This window comes from Streptomyces sp. NPDC050856, from assembly GCF_040653855.1.
Lineage (GTDB): Bacteria > Actinomycetota > Actinomycetes > Streptomycetales > Streptomycetaceae > Streptomyces.
Genome location: NZ_JBFAGV010000049.1, coordinates 1 through 16,268, shown reverse-complemented (window position 1 = coordinate 16,268; position 16,268 = coordinate 1). Strand labels below are relative to the sequence as shown.

Below are 16,268 nucleotides of genomic sequence, written 5' to 3'. Positions count from 1 at the left end.
CCTCCGGCGCTCCAATCAGGATCTCCGGCGGCGCGTTCATCCGGTTCGGGCCTGTTCGCGCGCGTTTGCGGAGGTGGGTGCCTGGTACGAGGGTGTGGAGAAGCAGGGGGGTCCGCAAGGGGACGTCAGGAGGAATGATGCCGGCAGGATCCAGTCCGAAGCGTGAGCGTCAGTACGAGCACATCAAGGAGAGCTCCAAGAAGCGCGGTGCGAGCGAGAAGCGCTCCGAGGAGATCGCCGCCCGTACGGTGAACAAGGAGCGGGCGCGCGCCGGCGAGTCCAAGACCGCCAGCAGGAGCTCGACGCGGGACATGTCCTCCGCCAAGCGGGGAGGACAGCGCTCCGGCAGCGGGTCCCAGGGCCCCACGTACGACCAGCTGTACCAGGAGGCCAAGCGGCGCAACGTCCACGGCCGCTCCTCGATGAGCAAGTCGGACCTGGAGCGCGAACTCGGCAAGTGAGGAGGGAGCCCGCCCCGGCCCCGGCGGAGCGGCCGGCCGGTCGGACCGTCGGCCCCGGCCGACCGCTGGCCCCGCCCCGGGCGGCCGGCCCGGCGAACGGGCCCGGGCCGGCGGTCGGACCTGATCGCCCGGCCCCGGCGGGCGGACCCGGGCGAGCCGCCCGGCGGCGTCAGCCGGTCCGGAACGGGCTGCGGTCCAGGTGCGCCAGGAGGTCGGCGGGGTCGTCGTAGAGCACGGCGGCGCCCGCCTCCGTCAGATCGGCCCGCGGAATGCCGCCGCACAGCAGGCCCACACAGGTGACACCGGCCCGGCTGCCGGCCTTCATGTCCCACACGGTGTCACCGACGAACACGGAGTGCTCGGGCGGTGCCCCGGCCAGGTCCAGCGCCTTCCGCACCGGCTCGGGCGCGGGCTTGCCGGCCTCGACGTCGTCGGCGCTCGCGGTGGCGTGGATGACCTCGTCGGCGTCGATGGCGCGGCGCAGCGCCGACAGCTCCGCTCCTCCGGCGGACGTGGCCAGGACGATCGTCCAGCCCTCGGCGGCCAGGCGCTTCAGCAGACGCCCCGCGTCCTTGAAGGCGGGCAGCCGGTCGAAGTACGTCGCGTACAGCGTCTTGTGGGCCGCGCTGATCGCGTCGTCCTGGCTCCGGTCACGGTCCGGGGCGAGCAGGTGGTCGACCAGATCGTCCGAGCTCAGGCCGACGGCCCGGTGCACGGCGTGCATCGGCACATCGTGTCCCGCTTGCCGGAACGCCTCCCACCAGGCGGTCACGTGCAGGTGGTTGGTGTCGGCGAGGGTGCCGTCCACGTCGAAGACCGCGGCTCGTGTCATCCGGATGTCTCTCCTTCTGCGTCGGGTGGCTGCTGAGCCCGGCCTTCGTGCTGCCCGCCGGGGCGGCAGCGGCCGGCCCGGACTCCGGTGCCCCCGCTGCCGCGGATAAACGCGAAAAGGCCCGCCCCGGGACGTTTGGGGGTCCACCGGCCCTGCCGGGGGCGGGTCGTTACGAGCATGGGTCCGGCGCGGCGGACGGTCGCGCTCCGCCGGTGCGACACCCCTGGAGTTCCTCCTGCTGCCGTACCCCCGGTTGAGCTGTGCCTTCCCGGATACAAGCAGTCTGCGGACCACGACTCGGGAGGATCACATGCCGGAGCAGAGACAGGGCAACTCGTCGGACCTCGACAACGGGCCGATACGGGGCCGTGACGAGAGCCTGGAAGAGCGCGCCGACCGGCGCTGGACCGAGCTGATGCAGGAGATCCGGGTCGCGCAGACCGGGGTGCAGATCCTCTTCGGCTTTCTGCTGACGGTGGTCTTCACGCCGCGTTACGCCGAACTGGACAGCACCGACAAGGCCATTTACATCACCACGGTGGCACTCGGCGCCCTCACCACCGGCGCGCTCATCGGTCCGGTCTCCTTCCACCGGATCGTCTCGGGGCGGCGGCTGAAGCCGCACGCGGTGGTCTGGGCCTCCCGGCTGACCGTCGCCGGGCTGGTTCTGCTGCTGGCGACCCTGGTGTGCGCGCTGTCGCTCGTGCTGCGCGTGGCCACGCACGACGGTTTCGTACCGTGGCTGGTTGCCGGGGTGGTGGCCTGGTACCTGGTGTGCTGGTTCCTGCTGCCGGTGTGGGCCAGGCACCGTTACACGACGGGCGACTGAGCGCCGGTGGCGCGCACCTGCTCGACGGTGTCCGCCTCATGTGCGGGCTTGTCCGGGCGGTGGCGCACGACGCGGGCGAACCGCAGGGTGACCCCGGCCGGGTAGCGGGGGGAGCGCTGGAGGCCGTCGTAGGCGATCTCCACCACCAGCTCGGGCCGCACACGAACGGTGAATCCGTCGTCGTCGACGGCGAGCTCGCGCAGGCGCTCGGTCTGCCAGCGGAGCATGGCGTCGGTGAGACCCTTGAACGTCTTGCCGAGCATCACGAAGGTGCCGTCGGCGGCACGCGCGCCCAGGTGCAGGTTGGAGAGCAGGCCGGTGCGCCGGCCGTGGCCCCACTCGGCCGCGAGGACGACCAGGTCGAGGGTGTGCACCGGCTTGACCTTCAGCCAGGAGCGGCCGCGGCGGCCGGCGCTGTACGGCGCGTCGAGCCCCTTGACCATGACGCCTTCGTGGCCGCGCCGCAGGGTGTCGGCGAAGAACGCCTCGGCCGCCTCGGTCTGCTCCGGCCGTCCCGGGTCCTCGACCAGGGTGCGGCGGACCCGCATCGGCTCGGGAACGAGGCGGGTGAGGACGGCGTGGCGCTCGCGGCCGGGCAGGTCGAGGGTCACGGCTCCGTCGGCGGCCAGGACGTCGAAGAACACGGGTGACACCGGCAGGGTGGCCGCCGCCGTCGCCACGTCGAGGCGTGAGCCCACTCGGGAGGCGATGTCCTGGAAGGGGGCCGGCCGCCCTGCGGCGTCCACGGCGATCACCTCACCGTCCAGTACGAACTGATCCCCTGCCAGGGCCAGTGCGACGGCCGTCACTTCGGGGAGACGGTCGGTGATGTCGTCGAGCGAGCGGGTGTAGCAGCGGACCTCGTCACCGGACCGGTGCACCTGGACGCGGATGCCGTCGAGTTTCTCCTCCACCACGCACGGACCGAGGGCGCCGATCGCCTCGGACACGCTCTTGGCGGTGTGGGCCAGCATGGGCTGCACCGGGCTGCCCACCCGCAGCGCGAACCGCTCCAGCGCGGCGGGGCCCTCGGCCAGCAGTGCCTGGGCGACGCGCGGCAGGGAGCCCTCCAGCATCACCGCGCGCCGTACGTCGGCGGCCGGTGCGGCGGCGGCCTGGGCGACCCCTTCCATGGCGATCGCGTCCAGGGCCCCCTGCCGGACCTCGCCGGTCAGCAAGCGCAGCAGGAACTGCTGCTCGGGCGCGGTCGCGGCGGCCATCAGCTCCCGCACCAGCCGCCGCCGTTCGGCCTGTGCGCCAGGTCCGGCGACCCGGGCGAGGGCGGTGAGCGCGGCGTCGGTGCCGGTGACGGTCAGGGTGGGCCGGCCGGCCGGCGGGGCGGGATCCTTCAGAGCACTCCAGCCGACACCGATCCGCCCCTGCGGGAGCCGGCCCGAGAGGTACGCGATGACCAGCGCGACCTCCTCGGGCGGCGTGGCGGTGAAGAGATCGGCCAGCGCGGCGATCTTCCGCGAACGCGCCGACGTGGCGGCGACCTGTTGGGACACTTCCGCGAGACGGAGCAGCAGCATGCGGCCATGGTGCACGTCCGCCGCCCCCACCGCACGCGCCGCGCGGACCGGGCGGCGCGGCGGCCCGCGTGGAACCGGTCCGCCCCGGAACGTCGCGTGAGCGGACTGGACCGCCCGGCCGCCCGGAGGGAGGGTGGTTCCGGCACTGAGGACCCGTACCGGGACGGGGCGCGGTGTCACTCCACTCACCTACGCGTCCCGCGTGCGGGGCGCCACGGAGGTTCGCATCATGCGGCACACCCGTGCGCGGCGCACCGCTCTTGGCGCGCTGGCCGCGCTCAGCCTCGCCCCGCTGGCGGCCTGCGCCCAGGGCGGAGGACCACCGCAGCCGGCCACGTCCATCTCGCCGGCCTCGCCGGCCTCGTCCGCCGCGGCGACGGCGCCGAAGGCGACCGCCGAGCCGCTCACCGGCGAGTTCCAGGCGCTTGAGCGCCGGTTCGACGCCCGGCTGGGTGTCCACGCCGTCGACACCGGCACCGGGCGGGAGATCGCCCACAACGACGGCGAGCGGTTCCCCTTCGCCTCGACGTTCAAGGCGCTGGCCGCCGGCGCGGTGCTGCGGAAGTACTCCCCGGGCGGGATGGACCAGGTGATCAGGTACTCCCGGGGCGAACTGGTCGATCACTCCCCCGTGACCGAGAAGCACGTCGGGACCGGGATGAGCCTGCGCGCCCTGTGTGACGCCGCGGTCCGCTTCAGCGACAACACCGCGGCCAATGTGCTCCTGGACCGACTGGGCGGCCCCCGCGGTCTGGACGCGGTGCTCGAAGCGACCGGCGACGACGTCACCCGGATGGAACGTCGCGAGCCGCAGCTGAACACATGGGCCCCGGGCGACACGCGCGACACCACCACGCCGCGGGCGCTGGCCGGTGATCTGCGCGCGTTCGTACTCGGGGACGTCCTCGGGGAGGGCGAACGCGCGCAGCTCGCTGGGTGGCTGCGGGGCAACACCACCGGGGCGGAGCTCATCAGGGCCGGGCTGCCCGAGGACTGGGTGGTCGGCGACAAGACCGGGACCGGCGGCACCTACGGCGTCCGCAACGACATCGCCGTGGTGTGGCGTCCCCACGCCGCCCCCGTCGTCATGGCGATCATGTCGAACCGTGGCGAGGAGGGCGCCGGCCACGACGACAGGCTGATCGCGGAAGCGGCGTCCGTGGTGGCCGGGGCGCTGTCCTAGCGGGCGGGCACAGCGGCGCGTTCCCTCCCCCGCCCCGTCGGGCCCGGGTGCCCGCCGCCGGCCGGGCGACGCGCCGGCGCGGGCGCGGGCGCGGGCGCGGGCGGTCACGCGCCCCCGACCGTTGTGTCATGGGGCGCGGCTCCCCCTGGCGCCCGGCCCCGGACGCCGACGCCCCGGCCACGCCCACCCCGGTCGGACTCTCGCGCGGTAACCTCCCGTCGCCGCAGCCCCAGGCGGCTGAGCAGCCCGCCCGGCCGGGACCGCGCCGCCCGGACACCGGGCGGCACCCGTACGGGCGCTCCCCATCGCGAGACCGGTGCCCGCCGGCCGGGCGGGGCGCGGGCCGCAGCGCCCGTGCCTCGTCCAGGGCGAGAGCCAGACTCACCCGGTGCCAGAGGATCTCGTCGGGGTCGTCCGCCAGCAGGAGCCGGTCGGCGACCTCACGGGCCCGGGCCGAGTCCGTGCGCCCGTATGGCGGTTCGGGACGGAGCCGGGCCAGGTGGGCGCGCTCGTAGGGGTCGTCCACCACCTCGGCCAGCTGGACCGGGTCGAGGAGGGAGGCGATGGCCGCGGCACCGGCCCACGGGTCCTCCGCCTGGCGCAGCAGCAGGGCGAGCCTGCGGGCCCGCCAGTTGCGCGGACGGACGTCGTCACCCGCGTCCAGTCTCGCCCGTACGGCGCGCGGCAGCCTGCCACTGAGCAGTTCCGGGTGTTCTCGGGCGAACTCGCTCACTTCACCGGCCACATAGCGCCAGACCACGGCCCGGTAGCGGTTCAGGTGGAAGGCGACCGGGCTGAAGTGTCCTGTCCTGGCGAGCCTGGTGAAGCGGTCGGCGGTGATGGAGGCCAACTCGGCGGCCTCCGCCGTCCCCACCGTGCGGACCCGCTCGCGCAGTCCGTCCGGGAAGTCCGGCCCGGCCCGCAGCCGGTCGATCTCCGCACGTGCCACCCGGCGCCGACCGCCCGTCTCGCCCGGCACCGTCCGCACCAACCCCAGCCGGACGGCAAGGTCCAGCTCACCGCGTTCCAACCGCAGTTCCTGCGCGGCGCGCCCGAGGGCCACGGTGCCTGCCGCGTCCCTGGCCGTCACGCCCGGCACCCCTGTCCCGTCCGGCACGCCGGACCCGCCCGGTACGCCTGTCACCCCCGGCATGCCTGTCCCGCCTGTTGCGCCCGTCGTGCTCGTCGTGCCCGCCGTGCCCCTCGTATCCGTCATCTCCGTCCTCCCCGTGAGCTGCGCCTACTCTCCGTGACGAAGGTAGCCCGACAGCGGCACATCTCGCGCGGCCTGTGGAAAACTCCTCGGTCGGGCGGGATGCCGCGGCGGGGACGGGGTGTCCCAGCCGCGCGGACGGATGCGCCGGAGGTGCGGACGGCCAAGTCAACAGTGCGGACGGGTGCGTCAGCCGTCCGGACGGGGGACGGCCGTGCGGACGCGGTCAGCGGTGCGGACGCGGTCGGCCGTGCGGACGCGGTCAGCGGTCGGTGAGTGCGGCGCCGCCCCCCGGCTGCCTCGCCGCCACCCCCAGATGCTCGCCGACCCGGTTCACCAGCAGCGTCATCTCATAGGCGACCTGACCGATGTCGGCCTCGGCCGCGCTCAGCACGCACAGGCAACTGCCCTCGCCGGCCGCGGTGACGAAGAGCAGCGCGTCGTCGAACTCGACCATCGTCTGCCGGGCCCTTCCGGCCCGGAAGTGCCGCCCCGCCCCCCGGGCCAGGCTGTGCAGACCCGAGGAGACGGCGGCGAGGTGCTCCGCGTCCTCACGCGCCAGTTCGCTGCTGGCGCCCGTGACCAGCCCGTCGTTGGAGAGCACCAACGCGTGCCGAATGTGCTGGATGCGCTTGGTCAAGTCGTCCAGCAACCAGTCGAGTTCCTTGTCCAGAGCCATGTCCGGTCAGTCCTCCCCGTTTCAGGTACCCCGTTTTGCCCCGTGTGGTGTGTCTCCCGGTAAGCCTTGCGCACTGTGGTGGGCAGGGCAAGCGGCCCCACATCGCACCGGACACAGGGGGACCTCGGGGCGCGGACCCGGCGAGCATGGCGGAGGAGCAGTGCGGGCGTTCCTCCCGGCGGGCACGCGCGAAACGGCCGCCGTCGTACCGGGGCGAAGCCCGCCCTCTTCACCGGGCGACCCCGCGCCGCCAGGCGCAACCGGGCGAGGATCCGGGGCGGTTGTGCCCCCGGGCGACCGGAATCGCCGCCCGTTGATCGAGCCGCCCGTTGATCGGCCTGAGGGCGGGGTGCAGGGGCACACACCCTGTGCCGGGCGAACCGCTCGTACGGGCAGAGCTCGTACCGGCGGAGCTCGCATCGGCAGGGCTTGTACGGGCAAGGATCGAGAGCGACGGATTCCCGGGGGGACCGGCGGGTCGGCCCGGCCGGGCCCGCACGGCGGGGCACGTGCTGCGGCAGCGGCCCTGGACAGGTGCGGGACCATGGGCGTATGGCCGACGATCACGCGGATGTGCAGGAGTTCTTCAGTGCCCGGGCGGCGGGCTGGGACACGCGGTTCCCGGACGACGGGCCGGCGTACGCCCGGGCCGTCGCCGAGCTGCGGCTGCGCCCGGGCGACCGGGTGCTCGACGCGGGCTGTGGTACCGGCCGCGCTGTGCCGCCGCTGCGCGGGGCCGTGGGCGCCCAGGGCGCGGTGGTGGGCGTGGACCTGACGGCCGCGATGATCACGGAGGCGGTCCGGGCCGGTCGTGACGCCGACGGCGCGTTCCTCCTCGCCGATGTGGCGCGGCTTCCGCTGCGTGACGGCGTACTGGACGCGGCGTTCGCGGCCGGGCTCGTCTCCCACCTGCCGCGCCCCGCCGACGGTCTGCGGGAGCTGGCACGCGTGGTACGCCCCGGTGGGCGCCTGGCGCTGTTCCATCCGATCGGACGGGCCGCCCTCGCCGCACGGCACGGGCGGCAGGTCACCGGGGACGATCCGCGCGCCGAACCGCGTCTGCGCCCTCTGCTGGCCGGTGCGGGCTGGCGCCTGGTCTCCTACGTGGACGAGGACGACCGCTTCCTGGCTCTCGCCGTCCGCCGGGACCGGGCGTCGGGCCGGGGCGATCGCCGGGGGTGACGCCCTTCTGCCGTGGCGGGGCACGCTCTACGTTGGAGAGACACGCTCTCGCGTGGGAGACGGGCACGGACACGGAGATGGTGGACGGGCTCGGGAAGCACGTCCGGGCACGCGAGCGTCTTCGGAGACGGCGGCCCGGCGGCACACCGCCGGGCCGGGGGAAGGAGGGACGGTGGGACCGGTGTTGAGCAGATTCCGTACGTTGTTCGGCCTTCGTACGCCGGGACCGGGGGCGGAGGCAGGGGGCACCCGGGCGGACGGGACGGACGCCCGGCGGCACAACCTGTTCGAGGCCGCCGCCGTCCATGTGGCCGCCTGCGCGGAGGACGACCAGGAACGCGGCGACGAGGCGGCCGGCTGGGTGTCGCCGGAGGCCCTGTCCTTCGGGGTGAGCGAACTGGCCTGCCGGGCGGTCATCGCCCTTGCCCGCGAGCGGGACGAGTCCCCCCAGACGGTCGCCCGCAGTCTCCTCGGCCTGCCGGCCGGCTGACGTCGCCGTACGGGTCGGGGCGGTGGCCGGCGCCGAGCGGGCGCCGCCCGCCGCTCCTCGGCGGGCCCTTGCCCCCAGCCGCGATCCGTCCCCCGTCCCGCAGCCGGGCGGAGCGCGGGCGCCGGCCTCTCGACGTCCGGGTTACTCGCTGGTTAAGGTGCGCCGACGAACGGTGCCGGGGGACGTTGGAGGGGCGGGTGGTCGCGGTGGGCGGTTCGGGCGGGATCGACGGCCGAGTTGGCCTCGGGGGTCCTGGTGGCGCGGCGGACGACGCCCTGTACGTGCTCACCGCCGTACTGCTGACACCGGCCCAGTTCCCGAGCGCGCTGGGGGACGACTATCCGCAGGCCTGTGCGGCGCTGGGCCTGGAGCCGTACCCGGGCGGATACGGTCTGGTGCTGGGGCAGGACGGGAAGGGTGCCCGCTGGACGGTGGTGGTGGACGACGTGTCCCTGGTCGCGGTGGCGATCGCGGCCTGGGACTGCGGCATGGAGCACGACCTGTCCCCCGACGAGCGCGGCGTGGCCGTGGCGCTGCCCGGCTGGCCGCTGGCCCTCGCGGTGGCCGCGCCGGGCCTGCCCGAGCCGCACGACCCGGAGACGGCCCCCGGGAACCCGGGACCGCTGACACCCCCGGACACCGGCGTCTGGGGTCCGGCTCAGCGGCGGATGGGCGCCGACGAGATCGCACTCCGCTGGGCGGCCTGGCGCGACCAGCTCGACGCGAGCGACTTCGCGCCACCCGAGCCGCCGCCGGGTACCACCGGGGTGGACGGTCCGGCCGCTTCGGGCCTCCCGGACGCCCTGGCGCTCCCGGACGCCCCGGCGCTCCCGGGCGACGATCGGCGCGCGTCGGTGCGGCGGGTGCTGCGCGAGGTCGGCGGGTACCTGGAGACGCCCCCTCCGCCGGGGCGGGTGCGCTCCGGTTTCGCGCCCGACGGCGCCCGGACGCTGCGGGCGGACGGGCCCGGCTGGTCGCTGGTGGCCAGGACCGACGACATCGCCTTCGTCCTGCTGGACGACCGGCCCGGCGAGGTGCTGCCCGTCGGACGTGGACCCCACCTGCCGGCCCTGCTGGCGGCGCTGGACGCGATGGCGGCCCGCCCCGCCTGACCGTTCAGTCGGCGGGCTCGCCGGGAGCGGGCGCCTCCGAGCCGGTGCCCTCCGGCGCCTCCTCGGGCGTCTCGGAAACCTCGGGGTCCCAGTGGTCGGGGCCGTCCCCCGCCTGCTCGTCGGGCAGGTCCCTGGGAATGCCCTGGCCCTCTCCGGGGCCTTCCAGCCTCTTGTCGTCCATGGTGTCTCCCTCCGGACACCGACCCGCGTACCCCGGTACGCCGAGCTCAGACCAGGTGGTCCGCCTCGCTCCGGGTGGCACGGGCGCCGGGGCCGGACCGCCGGGTCAGCGCCCGAGCTCCTTGCGCGTGACGCGGCGCAGCCTGCGGCGCTGACTCGGATCCAGGGCCAGATAGGCCACGGCGGGTACGCCGAGCACCACCAGCAGGGACAGCCAGAACCCGATCAGCGGCATCAGGAGCAGGCCCACGGCCACTCCCCCGATGACGATCCTCGTTCGTGTCGACATCTCGGATGCCTCCCTCCGCGGCCGTGACCGCTCCTGCTTTCAGCAACGCTCGGCCGGGCCACGGGGTTCCTGCCCTCAGGCCGTACCCCTCACGCCGTACGGAGGGGCGCGCCGACCTTGTGCAGGTGGCCCAGCGCCTGGCGGTACGACTCGATCAGGCCGGTCTCCGTGTAGGAGACGCCCAGGGCGCGGCAGTGGCCGCGCACCGCGGGCTGGGCGAGCCTGAGGTGGGGCCGCGGCATGCTGGGGAAGAGGTGGTGCTCGATCTGGTAGTTGAGCCCGCCCAGGAACCAGTCGACCAGGGCGCTTCCGCGGATGTTGCGCGAGGTGAGGACCTGGCGCCGCAGATGGCCCCAGGGCTCGCCGTCCGGGTCGGGCACCTCCATGCCCTTGTGGTTGGGCGCGAAGGCCATGCCGAGGTGGACTCCGAGCAGCATCTGGTGGATGAGCGCGAAGACGACGGCCTGGCCCAGGGACATGGTGCTCAGCAGCAGGGCCGCGTAGCCGGCGACATGGGCGAGGAGCAGACCGCCCTCGACCGCGCGCTCGCGCGGCGTCTGGCGCGGTCCGTCCTTGGAGAGGAGCGCCTGGAAGCCGTACACCTTGAGGGCAAGCCCTTCCAAGGTGGTCAGCGGGAAGAACATCCAGGCCTGGTGGCGGGCCAGCCATGCCTGGACGCCGGTGCGGCCCGCTGTCTGGTGCTCGGAGAAGACGAGGACGTCCGGCGCCACGTCGGGGTCCTTCTCCTCGTGGTTGGGGTTGGCGTGGTGGCGGTTGTGCTTGTCGTTCCACCACTCCTGGCTCATGCCGAGCAGCAGGTTGGCGTGGAGCAACTGTATGAGGCGGTTCCTGCGCTTGTCCGCGCTGATCTGGGAGTGGCCGGCGTCGTGGCCGTAGAAGGCGGCACGCGCGGAGAGGACCGCCAGTGGCACGGCGAGCAGCAGGGCCCACCAGGAGTGCCCGAAGAGCACCAGGCCGGCGGCGACGGCGCCGAGGGCGAGCAGGTTGCTGCTGATGCCGAAGGCGTACCAGCCGGTGCGCCGCTTCAGCAGGCCCTGCTCCTTGATCGTGCGCAGCAGGGGCGAGAACTCGCTCCCGGTGGTGCGCGCGGGAGGGGGCGCGGTCGCTTCGAGGACAGGGGTGGCCTGGGGCATCGCATCTCCGATGGTGAGGTCCTGGGGCGCAGACGTGCGCCGACCTGTTGAACGTACGGATGAGCGATCGCCCAGAGCCATGGCACCACCACCCGGAATCGGGAGGGTGCTTTCCAGAGTACCGGGGTGGTGCTGCCCTCACCTGTAGCGCCTGGTGAGACACCTCACAGCCGGCAGCCCCTCGCACGGGCGGCGGTTCCGGTACCCTCGGCGACTCCGGGCCCACTAGTCAAATTTGAGGAGAGCGTCAGCGCTGTGCACAGGCTTCCCCCGGCACCACTCTTCGAGCTTCCCGATGTCTCCCGGCTTTCCGACTGTCCCGCGCTCTTCCTGCCGGGCGACCCCGCCCGCACCGGACGCGTCGCCTTCCTGGCGCCCGGCGGGGACGGTGGTGACCTGCGGCCGCCTCCCGCCTCCGGCGGCTGTGCGGCCGGCTCCGTCGAGGAGCTGACCGTCGTCGGGGACGACGCGCGCCCCCGTTCCGTGTCCGCGCTGCTGGTCCCCGTGCGGGACGCCCTGCCCGTGCTCACCAGGGCCCGCGTCCTCCCGGGCGCCTCCCCGTCGGCGGCGTTCTGGGGCGCGGCGACGCTGCTCGCCCTGCAACTCGCCGCCCGGGGACTGCTGTTGCCCGGTCTGACCGCCACCGACCACGACGCCTGGCGCGCCGGGCCGCTCGGCCCCGAGGACCTGGAGCGGCTGCGCACGCTGGCCGCGTCCATGCCGCCGGCCGCCCACGCGGTGCCGGTCGGCGCGGCACCGGACGGCACCGTCCTGCTGCCGGATCCGGAACCGCTGCTGCGGTCCTATCTGGACGCGGTCGTCGACGGGTTGCCGCGCACCCCGGCGGCGCCGCTCGCGGCGGGCGGGGAGGCGTTCGCGGCACACCGGCCGCTGCGGGTTCCCGGCCTGCGGGCCTGGGCGGCCGACATCGCCGCCGGCCATGACGCGGGCGTACGGCTCTCGCTGCGCGTCGAGGCGGCCGGAATCGACGGGGACGGGGCCGCCGAGGCGCCCTCCTTCCGCGCCGTCCTCCAGATGCACGGTGTCGGCGACCCGGCGCTGGTCGCCGACGCCGCCGATGTGTGGTCGGACGCGGCCGGGGCCGGATTCGGCGCCGGCGCCCGGATGGACGCGCTGCTCGCCCTGCGCCGCGCCGCCCGCGCCTGGCCGACGCTGACCCCGCTGCTGTCGGCCGCCGTGCCGGACGCCGTTGACCTGGTGGACGAGGAGGTCGCCGAGCTGCTGGGTGAAGCCGCGCGGGCGCTGGCGGCGGCCGGCGTACAGGTGCACTGGCCCAAGCGGTTGGCCCGCACCCTGACCGTCCGGGCGGTGATCGGCCCGCCGGACGCGCGGGTACCGCGCCGGAACACGGCACGCGGGGACGGACCTCACGGGCACCCGGCGGACGGGGACGCGGGGAACGGGGCCGGGCCGCGGCTGGGCGCGACGGACGAGGACGCGTCCGGCAGGGGCGTCTCCGGGGGAACCCGCTCCGGCGGGGCTGCCTCCGGCGTGCCCTCGTTCCTCTCCGCCGATGCCGTGCTCGCCTTCGACTGGCACTTCGCGCTCGGCGGCCAGGAACTCAGCCGCGCCGAACTGGACCGGCTGGCCGAGGCCGGCCGGCCCGTGGTGCGGCTGCGCGACCAATGGGTCCTGGTCGACCCGGAGGAGGTCCGGCGCGCCCGCGACCGCGAGGACCGCGCGGTCACCCCGGTCGACGCCCTGGGAGCCGTGCTGGCCGGCACCACCGAGGTGGACGGCACCACGGTCGACGTACAGGCCACCGGGTGGCTGCGGGCCCTGCGGGAGCGGCTCGCCGACCCGGAGGGCGGCCCCGCGGAGCTCGCACAGCCGGCCGCGCTCGCCGCCACCCTGCGCGACTACCAGCTTCGCGGCCTCAACTGGCTGCACCGGATGACCTCGCTCGGACTGGGCGCCTGCCTCGCCGACGACATGGGCCTGGGCAAGACGATCACCCTGATCGCGCTCCACCTGCACCGGCAGACCGACGAGTCCGCCGCCGGCCCCACGCTGGTGGTCTGCCCGACGTCCCTGATGGGCAACTGGCAGCGGGAGATCGAGAGGTTCGCCCCCGGCACACCGGTGCGCCGCTTCCACGGCACCGGGCGCGAGCTGGCGGACCTGGCGGCCGGGGAGTTCGTGCTCACCACGTACGGCACCATGCGGCTCGACGCGGCTCGGCTCGCCCAGGTGCCCTGGGGCATGGTCGTCACCGATGAGGCACAGCACGTCAAGAACCCGTACTCGGCCACCGCCCGGCAGTTGCGCGCCATCGGGGCCAAGGCGCGGGTGGCGCTGACCGGCACACCGGTGGAGAACAACCTCTCCGAACTGTGGGCGATCCTCGACTGGGCCACTCCGGGCCTGCTGGGGCGCCTGGGGACGTTCCGCCGCCGGTACGCGCGGGCCGTGGAGGGGGGCGGGGACCCGGCCGCCGCCGAGCGGCTGACCGCGCTGGTCCGCCCGTTCCTGCTGCGCCGCCGCAAGTCGGACCCCGGCATCGCCCCGGAACTGCCGCCGAAGACCGAGACGGACCGGGCGGTGTCACTCACCGCGGAGCAGGCCGGGCTGTACGAGGCGGTGGTGCGCGAGACCCTGGACGCGATCGCGCGGGCGGACGGCATGGAACGGCGCGGCCTGGTGGTCACGCTGCTGACCTCGCTCAAGCAGATCTGCAACCACCCGGCCCAGTACCTCAAGGAGGACCGGCCCCGCACCGGGGGCCGGTCGGGGAAGCTGGAGCTGCTGGACGAGCTGCTCGACACCATGCTCGCCGAGGAGGCGAGCGTGCTGGTGTTCACCCAGTACGTGGCCATGGCGCGGCTGCTGGAGCGGCACCTGACGGCACGCGGGGTGCGCACGCAGCTCCTGCACGGCGGCACTCCGGTCGCCGAGCGGGAGGCGATGGTGGCCCGCTTCCAGAACGGGGACATCCCGGTCTTCCTGCTGTCGTTGAAGGCGGCCGGCACCGGGCTCAACCTCACCCGCGCCGGTCATGTGGTGCACTACGACCGCTGGTGGAATCCGGCCGTCGAGGCGCAGGCCACCGACCGTGCGTACCGGATCGGCCAGACCCAGCCGGTACAGGTGCACCGGCTGATCGCGGAGGGCACCGTCGAGGACCGCATCGCCGCGATGCTGGAACGCAAGCAGGAGCTGGCGGACGCGGTGCTCGGCGCGCGCGGCGCCGCGCCCGCCGAACTGACCGAACTGACTGACGCGGAGCTGGCGGAACTGGTCCGGCTGCGGGGCGTGCGAGGGAGCGGACGATGAGCAAGGACGACGGCGAGCGGACCTTCGACGCCCTCGCGCCCGCGCGCGGGCAGGGCTTCGCACGGACCTGGTGGGGCCGGGCGTGGCTGAAGGCCCTGGAGGACACGGCCCTGGACGGCGCTCAGCTGCGGCGGGGCCGCCGGCAGGCGCGCGCCGGGGCGGTGGGCGCGGTGTCGGTACGGCCCGGCCGGATCACCGCCGTGGTGAAGGACCCGGACGGTACGGCGTGGCGCAGCGACGTGCTGTTGCAGGAGCTGTCGGACGAGGAGTGGGACCGGCTGCTCGACATGGCGGCGGACCGGGCCGGCCACATCGCGGCGCTCCTGGACCGGGAGATGCCGCCGCATCTGGTGGAGGACGCGGCGGCGGCCGGGGTGGACCTCCTGCCGGGCATCGGCGACCTGGACCCGGAGTGCACCTGTGACGCCTGGGACCACTGCCCCCACACGGCCGCGCTCTGCTACCAGGTGGCGCGGCTCCTGGACGAGGACCCGTTCGTGCTGCTGCTGGTGCGGGGGCGCGGGGAGCGGCGGCTCCTGGACGAGTTGCAGATACGGAGCGCCGGGCGGGCGGCGGGAGCAGCCCGGGCACAGGACGGGCCGGCGGCCGGCGCGTCCCAGGGCGTACGGGCGGACGAGGCGTTCGCCGCACGGGACATCCTGCCGCCGCTGCCCGCCCCTCCCCCGCTGCCCGAACGGCCGGGCGAGCCGCCCGCCCTGGATTCCGAGACCCCGCCCGGGCCGGACGTGGACCCGGCGGCGCTGGAACTGCTGGCGGCCGACGCGGCGGCCCGGGCGTACCGGATGCTGGCCGACGCGGTCGGCCCCGGGCACGGACAGCGGCCCGTGGCGGCCGGGCTGACGGCCGCCCAGGACGCCGTACGGCTGGCCGCCGACGCCGGCCCGCCGTCGAAGATCACCGGCCGGCTCGCCGCCGGGACCGGCCGGCGCCGCGCGGACCTGGACCTGGCCGTCCGCGCCTGGCGGCTGGGCGGTGCGGAAGGGCTCGCGGTGCTGGAGGACGGGGCGCTCCCCGACGCCGACTCGTCCGCCAGGGCCCGGGCACAGCTCGCCGGAGCCTGGGAGGACGGCGAGCGGCCGCCGCTGCGCGCGGCCGGCCCCGGGCGCTGGACGGCAGCGGGTACGGACGTGCAACTGCGGCTGGGCGGCGACGGCCGCTGGTGGCCCTACCGCAAGGAGGGCGGCCGCTGGTCCCCCGCCGGCCCGCCGGAACACGATCCGGCGGCGGCTCTCGCGACCCTGTCCCCGGCCGACACGGCGGACCGGGGGTCCGGGACGGCGGGCGGGTGACGGGGCGCGCGGGCCGGACCGGGAAGCGGGGGCGCGGCCGGGAGCCGGCCGGGTTCCCGGTGGCCCGCCCCGCCGGTCACGGGCGCCGGTCGAGGTAGTTCGCGCGCCCGTCGTCGTCCAGCTCGAACGGCCCCTCGGGGATGACGCAGAACTCGTTGCCCTCCGGGTCGGCCATGACCAGGAAGCCGCCCTCCGCGTACTGCGGGAGGAAACGGCCGCCCAGCGCCTCGATCCGCTGCCGCTCGGCGGCCGGATCCGGCGAGGCCAGGTCGAAGTGGACCCGGTTCTTGCCGGCCCGGGGCCCGCCGACCCGCTGGAAGCCCATCCCCGGTCCGCCGTCCCGGGCGAGCCAGACGTACGGGCCCATGCGTGCCGTGACCGGGCGCCCGAGGAGCGTGCCCCAGAACGCGGCCAGGCCTTCGGGGTCTTCGCACCCTCTTCGCCAACACCGCCGGCCGGCTGTGCGAGGGCACCGGCTCCAACGTCTTCGTCGTGCTGGACGGCGAGCCGCACACTCCGCCGGTCTCC

General features: G+C 75.0%; 15 protein-coding genes and 2 pseudogenes. 9 read left to right on the top strand and 8 right to left on the bottom strand.

The features are described 5' to 3' along the window. Positions 1 to 137 precede the first annotated feature (137 nt). Complete coding sequence (locus AB0H53_RS28095; RefSeq protein ID WP_362119144.1) at positions 138 to 461, top strand: plasmid stabilization protein; 324 nt, start codon at positions 138 to 140, stop codon at positions 459 to 461. A gap of 169 nt (positions 462 to 630) precedes the next feature. Here the strand turns inward: AB0H53_RS28095 and AB0H53_RS28090 are convergent, their stop codons facing one another. After that, on the bottom strand, positions 631 to 1,293 hold the full coding sequence (locus AB0H53_RS28090) for an HAD family hydrolase (protein ID WP_362119141.1): 663 nt from the start codon (positions 1,291 to 1,293) through the stop codon (positions 631 to 633). A gap of 310 nt (positions 1,294 to 1,603) precedes the next feature. On the opposite strand from AB0H53_RS28090, the gene AB0H53_RS28085 reads away from it, so the two are divergent. Next, positions 1,604 to 2,122, top strand: a complete 519-nt coding sequence (locus tag AB0H53_RS28085) for a DUF6328 family protein (RefSeq protein ID WP_362119138.1) — start codon at positions 1,604 to 1,606, stop codon at positions 2,120 to 2,122. On the opposite strand, the gene AB0H53_RS28080 is transcribed toward AB0H53_RS28085, so the two are convergent. After that, on the bottom strand, positions 2,104 to 3,654 hold the full coding sequence (locus tag AB0H53_RS28080) for an ATP-dependent DNA ligase (RefSeq protein ID WP_362119135.1): 1,551 nt from the start codon (positions 3,652 to 3,654) through the stop codon (positions 2,104 to 2,106). The genes AB0H53_RS28085 and AB0H53_RS28080 overlap by 19 nt on opposite strands. Before the next feature lie 229 nt (positions 3,655 to 3,883). On the opposite strand from AB0H53_RS28080, the gene bla reads away from it, so the two are divergent. Beyond that, entirely contained in the window at positions 3,884 to 4,837 is a 954-nt protein-coding gene (gene bla, locus AB0H53_RS28075; RefSeq protein WP_362119132.1) for a class A beta-lactamase, read from the top strand. On the opposite strand, the gene AB0H53_RS28070 is transcribed toward bla, so the two are convergent. Together AB0H53_RS28070 and AB0H53_RS28065 are read right to left on the bottom strand one after the other, a co-directional pair. After that, positions 4,749 to 5,927: a DUF6397 family protein gene (locus AB0H53_RS28070; RefSeq protein ID WP_362119129.1), complete on the bottom strand. Its 1,179-nt coding sequence runs from the start codon at positions 5,925 to 5,927 to the stop codon at positions 4,749 to 4,751. The two genes, bla and AB0H53_RS28070, sit on opposite strands and share 89 nt — an antisense overlap. 385 nt (positions 5,928 to 6,312) lie before the next feature. Further along, on the bottom strand, positions 6,313 to 6,729 hold the full coding sequence (locus tag AB0H53_RS28065) for a roadblock/LC7 domain-containing protein (RefSeq protein WP_362119126.1): 417 nt from the start codon (positions 6,727 to 6,729) through the stop codon (positions 6,313 to 6,315). A gap of 552 nt (positions 6,730 to 7,281) precedes the next feature. Between AB0H53_RS28065 and AB0H53_RS28060 the strand changes: the two genes are divergently transcribed. From AB0H53_RS28060 to AB0H53_RS28050, 3 genes are all read left to right on the top strand, one after another. Further along, positions 7,282 to 7,911, top strand: coding sequence for a methyltransferase domain-containing protein (locus AB0H53_RS28060; protein WP_362119123.1), 630 nt, complete (start codon positions 7,282 to 7,284; stop codon positions 7,909 to 7,911). Between the two features lie 202 nt (positions 7,912 to 8,113). Further along, entirely contained in the window at positions 8,114 to 8,401 is a 288-nt protein-coding gene (locus AB0H53_RS28055) for a hypothetical protein (RefSeq protein WP_362119181.1), read from the top strand. A 224-nt stretch (positions 8,402 to 8,625) separates the two neighbouring features. Further along, a complete protein-coding gene (locus tag AB0H53_RS28050) occupies positions 8,626 to 9,513 on the top strand; it encodes a hypothetical protein (protein WP_362119179.1) in 888 nt (295 codons plus the stop codon). Positions 9,514 to 9,517: 4 nt separating this feature from the next. On the opposite strand, the gene AB0H53_RS28045 is transcribed toward AB0H53_RS28050, so the two are convergent. The 3 genes from AB0H53_RS28045 to AB0H53_RS28035 form a co-directional block, all read right to left on the bottom strand. After that, positions 9,518 to 9,694: a hypothetical protein gene (locus AB0H53_RS28045; RefSeq protein WP_362119120.1), complete on the bottom strand. Its 177-nt coding sequence runs from the start codon at positions 9,692 to 9,694 to the stop codon at positions 9,518 to 9,520. Between the two features lie 105 nt (positions 9,695 to 9,799). Next, complete coding sequence (locus AB0H53_RS28040; protein WP_362119117.1) at positions 9,800 to 9,982, bottom strand: hypothetical protein; 183 nt, start codon at positions 9,980 to 9,982, stop codon at positions 9,800 to 9,802. Positions 9,983 to 10,071: 89 nt separating this feature from the next. Further along, positions 10,072 to 11,136 (bottom strand): acyl-CoA desaturase, encoded by a 1,065-nt coding sequence (locus AB0H53_RS28035; protein WP_362119114.1) that lies wholly within the window; start codon positions 11,134 to 11,136, stop codon positions 10,072 to 10,074. Between the two features lie 255 nt (positions 11,137 to 11,391). On the opposite strand from AB0H53_RS28035, the gene AB0H53_RS28030 reads away from it, so the two are divergent. Continuing rightward, complete coding sequence (locus AB0H53_RS28030; RefSeq protein WP_362119111.1) at positions 11,392 to 14,430, top strand: DEAD/DEAH box helicase; 3,039 nt, start codon at positions 11,392 to 11,394, stop codon at positions 14,428 to 14,430. Beyond that, positions 14,427 to 15,740 (top strand): SWF or SNF family helicase, encoded by a 1,314-nt coding sequence (locus AB0H53_RS28025; RefSeq protein WP_362119108.1) that lies wholly within the window; start codon positions 14,427 to 14,429, stop codon positions 15,738 to 15,740. The genes AB0H53_RS28030 and AB0H53_RS28025 overlap by 4 nt, the downstream gene beginning before the upstream one ends. A gap of 76 nt (positions 15,741 to 15,816) precedes the next feature. Here the strand turns inward: AB0H53_RS28025 and AB0H53_RS28020 are convergent. Continuing rightward, positions 15,817 to 16,161, bottom strand: a pseudogene (locus AB0H53_RS28020) (VOC family protein); the annotation flags it as partial. A 14-nt stretch (positions 16,162 to 16,175) separates the two neighbouring features. On the opposite strand from AB0H53_RS28020, the pseudogene AB0H53_RS28015 reads away from it, so the two are divergent. After that, positions 16,176 to 16,268, top strand: a pseudogene (locus AB0H53_RS28015) (4-amino-4-deoxychorismate lyase); the annotation flags it as partial.

Coding starts and splice junctions, on each gene's coding strand:
- AB0H53_RS28025 (WP_362119108.1), top strand. CDS start 14,427: ATGAGCAAGGACGACGGCGAGCGGACCTTCGACGCCCTCGCGCCCGCG.
- AB0H53_RS28085 (WP_362119138.1), top strand. CDS start 1,604: ATGCCGGAGCAGAGACAGGGCAACTCGTCGGACCTCGACAACGGGCCG.
- AB0H53_RS28045 (WP_362119120.1), bottom strand. CDS start 9,694: ATGGACGACAAGAGGCTGGAAGGCCCCGGAGAGGGCCAGGGCATTCCC.
- AB0H53_RS28035 (WP_362119114.1), bottom strand. CDS start 11,136: ATGCCCCAGGCCACCCCTGTCCTCGAAGCGACCGCGCCCCCTCCCGCG.
- AB0H53_RS28065 (WP_362119126.1), bottom strand. CDS start 6,729: ATGGCTCTGGACAAGGAACTCGACTGGTTGCTGGACGACTTGACCAAG.
- AB0H53_RS28095 (WP_362119144.1), top strand. CDS start 138: ATGCCGGCAGGATCCAGTCCGAAGCGTGAGCGTCAGTACGAGCACATC.
- AB0H53_RS28040 (WP_362119117.1), bottom strand. CDS start 9,982: ATGTCGACACGAACGAGGATCGTCATCGGGGGAGTGGCCGTGGGCCTG.
- AB0H53_RS28090 (WP_362119141.1), bottom strand. CDS start 1,293: ATGACACGAGCCGCGGTCTTCGACGTGGACGGCACCCTCGCCGACACC.
- bla (WP_362119132.1), top strand. CDS start 3,884: ATGCGGCACACCCGTGCGCGGCGCACCGCTCTTGGCGCGCTGGCCGCG.
- AB0H53_RS28080 (WP_362119135.1), bottom strand. CDS start 3,654: ATGCTGCTGCTCCGTCTCGCGGAAGTGTCCCAACAGGTCGCCGCCACG.
- AB0H53_RS28060 (WP_362119123.1), top strand. CDS start 7,282: ATGGCCGACGATCACGCGGATGTGCAGGAGTTCTTCAGTGCCCGGGCG.